3 protein-coding genes are annotated in these 5,233 nt (G+C 68.1%); 2 read left to right on the forward strand and 1 reads right to left on the reverse strand.

Annotated elements, in window-relative coordinates; translation table 11 throughout:
- Nucleotides 1–1,694, reverse strand: a 1,694-nt coding sequence (locus tag ABYB95_RS16470) for a YhdP family protein (protein ID WP_372659640.1), incomplete at its 3' end; no start/stop codon positions are given.
- Nucleotides 1,695–1,735: 41 nt separating this feature from the next.
- Between ABYB95_RS16470 and glnE the strand changes: the two genes are divergently transcribed.
- Nucleotides 1,736–4,624: a bifunctional [glutamate--ammonia ligase]-adenylyl-L-tyrosine phosphorylase/[glutamate--ammonia-ligase] adenylyltransferase gene (gene glnE, locus ABYB95_RS16475; protein ID WP_372659641.1), complete on the forward strand. Its 2,889-nt coding sequence runs from the start codon at nucleotides 1,736–1,738 to the stop codon at nucleotides 4,622–4,624.
- On the forward strand, nucleotides 4,621–5,233 hold a 613-nt coding region (locus ABYB95_RS16480; RefSeq protein ID WP_372659642.1), incomplete at its 3' end, for a rhomboid family intramembrane serine protease. The genes glnE and ABYB95_RS16480, both read left to right, overlap by 4 nt.

The following is a 5,233-nucleotide window of genomic DNA, read 5'->3' on the forward strand; positions in this document are numbered from 1 at the left end:
GCGGCCCCGCCGGCCGCGCCAGCCGGGTCGCTGGTGTGCCAGCTGGCCTGCGCTGTGCCTTCGGCATCGGCGTTCGCCAGCCGCACCTTGTCCAGGCGTGCCTCGATGCGCTCGCCATCGATACGCCAAGTCGCGTCGGCCTCGAAGCGGTCCAGCGGCAAGCGGCTTTCTTCGAACACGCCGGGCAGATCCAGCGCGCCGTTCTCCACCGTCAGCCGGGCACGCCCCCCGGCCTGGCTGAGATCAAATTCCACCGTGGCGCCCTCGATGCCGGGCCGCCCCGGCAAGACATGGCCGCCGGTGGCCGACACGGCCCCACTGGGCAGGCTGGCCAGCGCCAGGCCCAGCACCCGCCCTTTGGCCTGGTATTCGCCCTGGCCAAAGTCGGGCCAGGTACCGGCCAGCGTGGGCGGCTCCGACGCGCCAGCCGATGCGGCCACGGCGGCGCCTCGCCAGTTGGCCTGCAGGTTCTCCACCCGCCCCACCGGTGCCAGCTCGGCGATCAGGCCGTGCGTGGCGCTGCCCAGCGGCAGACTGCTGGCAATCGCGGCCAAGGCCGCCAGGTCCACGCGCTCGGCCGACAAACTGGCGCTCACGGCGCGCCCGCCCGGGGCCTGGGTTTGTGCGATGCGCAGCAAGCCGCCAGGCCAGACCTTGCCGTCGCGCGTGCGAAAGCGCAGGTCTTCGGTCGCCAGGCTGCGTTGGCTGGCGTCCCATTGCGCGGACAAGCGCCCATCGACCGACACCAGCGCCAGTTCGGGCAGTTGCGGCCCCAGCTGGGCCTGCACGTCGCGCAAGGCCAGGTCGGCGGTCAGGCCGGTGATGCGACCGTCCGCCACATCGGCCCAGGCTCTCAAGGCACCGTGACCGGCCTGCACCGACACGCCCCACTCGGACAAATCCACCGCGCTTTTCAAGCGCACCACATCCACCCGCGTGAAGTCGGCGTACAAAGCGCCGCTCCAGTTGTGCCAGCGCAAGTCCTCGGGCTGGGCCTGGCGCAGCCGCAACAGGGGTTCGCGCAACTGGGCGCGCAGGGAAAACCGGTCGCCCCAGTCGGTGGGCGGCGTGGCCTGGAGCTGGAACTGGTGCTTGCGCGCACCGTTGCGCGCCACAAAGTCCACGGCGGTGAGGGTCAAAGGCGCTTGGGCACGCCAGTCGTCGATCCAGCGCACCGTGCCGCGCTGGATCACGAATTCGGTCTGCGCAAAAAACCAGTCGAGCGCCGCGCCGTCTCCGGTATCGGTTCCGCTCAGGTCCAAGCCGGCCACTTCGATGCGGCCTTGCTCGGTGCGCCGCACGTCGAGCACCGGCTCGTCGATCACCACCTGGTCAAAACCCAGCCGCCACAGCGAACCCAAGGACAAGGCGGTGCGCACCAGTGGCAACTGCAAAGCCACACGACCTTGAGGGTCGTACAGACGCACGTCCTGCAATTCAAAAGCCGGCATCAGCGCGGGCATGAAGTCGCTGGCGCCGGAGGCCCTGAGCGCGCGCAGCTCACCCACCCGCACCGGAACCCCGACCGTTGCACTCGCCCACTGCTCCAGCCGGGGACGCCAATCGTCGATTCGGGGCACAATCACCAGATGAATCGTGCCTAAGATCAGGGCCAACAAGCCCCAGGCCGCCAACACCAGCCACAACGCCAGCCGGGTGACCACGGAAAACACATGGAGGTTTCGCGTGCTCACGGCGATAGGGGCTGGGTTTGGGTTCATGTCCACCGCAAATTATGCCGGTCCGTCTCTCGCCTTGTTCTTCACCGGAGGTTTCCCTTTTGTCAACAAATGTGAACCCTTGCGCCACCGGCTCCCTCACCCCACCCCGTGCCGAGCATTCGCGCTTCGTGCAAAGGGTGCGCCGCCGCTACGTTGCTGAACTGGATTTCCTCCCCGCCGGTGAACCGGTGCGCGACAGCATGCACGCCTGCCTGGAGCGTTTGCTCGCAGGCGGCCTGTCGACCACCGCCGCCTTGCGGGTGCTGCGCCAGCTGGTGCTGGAGCGGCTGGCGGTGCTGGACTGTGAACAGTCGGCGACGCTGGCCGTGGTCACGCGGGCCATGACCGAGCTGGCCGAACTCGCGCTCGATCAGGCCTGCACCCTGGCTTTTGCCGAACTCGATGCCATCCACGGCGCGCCCCAGTGCGGCGACACCGAAGGCCCGTCGCAGCGCGCGCAGCTGTGGGTGGTGGGCATGGGCAAATTGGGCGCGCGCGAGCTCAACGTCTCCAGCGACATCGACCTGGTCTATGTTTACGACCACGATGGTGAAACCACCGGCAACGCGCAAGGCCGGGGCAGCATCAGCAACCACGAGTATTTCGGCAAGGTCGTCAAACACATCTACAACAGCGTGGGCGAAACCACCGAACACGGCCAGGTGTTCCGGGTCGATCTGGCGCTGCGGCCCAACGGCAACTCGGGGCCGAGCGCGGTTTCGCTGGGCGCGCTGGAAGAATATTTTCTGGTGCAAGGCCGCGAATGGGAGCGTTTCGCCTGGCTCAAGAGCCGGGTGATTGCACCCGCTGCCAGCGTGCGCGATGGCAGCGCCAGCGCCTTGCGTGGCGCGGTGCTGCCCTTCGTCTTCCGGCGCTACCTGGACTACAGCGTGTTCGATGCGCTGCGCATCCTGCACCGCCAGATCCGCGACCACGCTTCCAAACGCGCTGCCGGCAACCCGGGCCGGGCCAACGATGTCAAGCTCTCGCGCGGCGGCATCCGTGAGATCGAATTCACGGTGCAGCTGCTGCAGGTGGTGCGCGGCGGCCAGTTCCCCGAACTGCGCAAACGGCCCACCCTGGCGGCGCTGGAGCGGCTGTGCCAGGCCAGCCTGATGGCCCCCAACGTGGCCGAAGCCCTGGCCCAGGCCTACGACTTTCTGCGCCGCGTCGAGCACCGCATCCAGTACCTCGACGACCAGCAAACCCACCTCATCCCCACCCGCGACGACGACCTGGCCTGGGTCGCGGCCAGCATGGGTTTCCCCGATCTCTGTGCTTTCTTGCACGCTCTCGATGCCCACCGCGAAACCGTGGCCCAGGAATTCGACACCTTGCTCGGCGGTGCCGCCAAAGGCCAATGCCAGGGCAAGGGCTGCGGCGCCAAGAACGGCGGCGCGCGCAACGCGGTGCTGGACTTGCAAGCCGTGTTGGCCGAGTTGCCCGAGGCCTTCGCCGCCAAGATCGCCCTGTGGTGCGAGAACCCGCGCGTGCAGGCCTTGCGCGAAGACGCCCAGGTGCGCCTGGTGCGCCTGGTGCAGCGCACCGGTGCCTGGCTGCAAGAAGGCCGGGTGAGCGAAGAGGCCGCGCTGCGCATGGCCGACTGGGTCGAGCCCCTGTTCCGGCGCGAAAGTTACCTCGCGCTGCTGCAAGAGCGCCCGGCGGTGCACGAACGCCTGCTGCGTCTGCTGGGCGCGGCGCGCTGGCCGGCGCGCTACCTGCTCAAGCACCCAGGCGTGATCGACGAACTGGCGAGCCAGCAACTGCTCAACGACCGCTTCGACCCGGTGCAGTTCGAGGCCGAGCTGGAATCGCGCATGGCCGCGCTGAAGTCCACCGGCGAGGACGACGACGAGGAGCTGCTCAACATCCTGCGCCGCGCCCACCACGCCGAAGTGTTCCGCACCCTGGCGCGGGACCTTGAAAAGGTGTTGACCGTCGAAGAAGTGGCGGACGACCTGACCGCTCTGGCCGACGCGGTGCTGCGTGTGACCACGCGCTGGTGCTGGGCGCGCCTGAAGAACCGGCACCGGCCCAGCCCGCGCATCGCCATCATTGCCTACGGCAAGCTGGGCGGCAAAGAACTGGGCTACGGCAGCGATCTCGACATCGTTTTCGTGTTCGAAGACGAGCACGAAAACGCGCCCGAGATTTACGCCATGTTTGTGCGCAAACTCATAGGCTGGCTCACGGTGAAAACGGCCGAAGGCGACCTCTACGAGATCGACACCGCGCTGCGCCCCAACGGCAATTCCGGCCTGCTGGTCACCACTTACGAAGCCTATGCGCGCTACCAGCTCCAGCGTGGCAGCAACACCGCCTGGACCTGGGAGCACCAGGCCATGACGCGCGCCCGCTTTGTGCTGGGTGGCGACGAAGAGTCGGCGGTGGACTCGGTGCCCGCCCCGCTGGAGGTGGCGCCCGGCCCCAGTTTGCGCGAGCGCTTCGACGAGGTGCGCGAATCCGTCATCACCGCCGAGCGCGACCCGGTCGCGCTGGCCGAAGAAATCCGCGCCATGCGCGCCAAGGTGCGCAGCGCGCGACCGGTGCGCGGCGAGTTGTTCGATGTCAAGCACAGCGCCGGAGGCATGGTGGACGTGGAGTTTGCCGTGCAATACATCGTGCTGGCGTATTCGCGCGCGCACCCCGAACTGCGCCCCAACACCGGCAACATCAAACTCTTGCGCCTGATTGAAAAGGCCGGCCTGGTACCGCCAGGTATGGGCGAAGACGCCGCCCAGGCCTACCGCGAGCTGCGGCAGATCCAACACCAGGCGCGGCTGGACGAAGCGCCGACCCAGATCGCGAAGGAACGGGTCGAGTCGGCCGCTGCGGCGGTGCGCGCGCTCTGGCTCCATGTGCTGGGCGCCGAACCCGACAAATCGCCCGCACCACCGGCATGAAGCCCGCGCGCAGCTGGTCGCTGGTGTGCGGCTTGCACGGCGTGATCAGCATGGGCTTGTGGTGGGCCCGCGAGGGCACACAGGACATGCTCACCTGGCACGCCGAACACGGGCTGCAACAACCCTGGACGCTGTGGACCAGCGCCTGGGTGCACACGAACACCACACACCTGATCGGCAACCTGCTCGCGCTGGCTGCGCTGGCAGCCTTCGCCGGGATTGCTCAGCCGCGGCTGCACGGCACCCTGGCCTGGTTGCTGGCCTGGCCGCTGACCCAGCTGTCCTTGCTGCTGTGGCCACAAATCGACTACGCGGTCGGCTTGTCGGGCCTGCTGCATGCGGGCGTGGCGGTGCTGGCCTGCCAACTGCTGATGCGACAGGTTGACGTGCCGAAAGCGCACCTCTGGGGCGGTTTTCTGGGCTTGGGGCTGTTGGTCAAACTGCTGATGGAACACGGCTGGAATGCGCCGGTGGTCTGGGACCCGGACAACGGGATGTCGGTGGTGCAGACCGCGCACCTCACTGGCGCTTGTTGGGGCCTGGTGCTGAGCGCGGTGCTGAACCCACTGGCGCGCCGCTGGCCGCTGCGCGCGGCCACGGCACCGCCAA

Source organism: Hydrogenophaga sp. (assembly GCF_041633695.1).
Lineage (GTDB): Bacteria > Pseudomonadota > Gammaproteobacteria > Burkholderiales > Burkholderiaceae_C > Hydrogenophaga.

What these genes read in the sequence shown, in the direction of transcription:
- glnE (WP_372659641.1), top strand. Translation starts at nt 1,736, where the DNA reads ATGCCGGTCCGTCTCTCGCCTTGTTCTTCACCGGAGGTTTCCCTTTTG.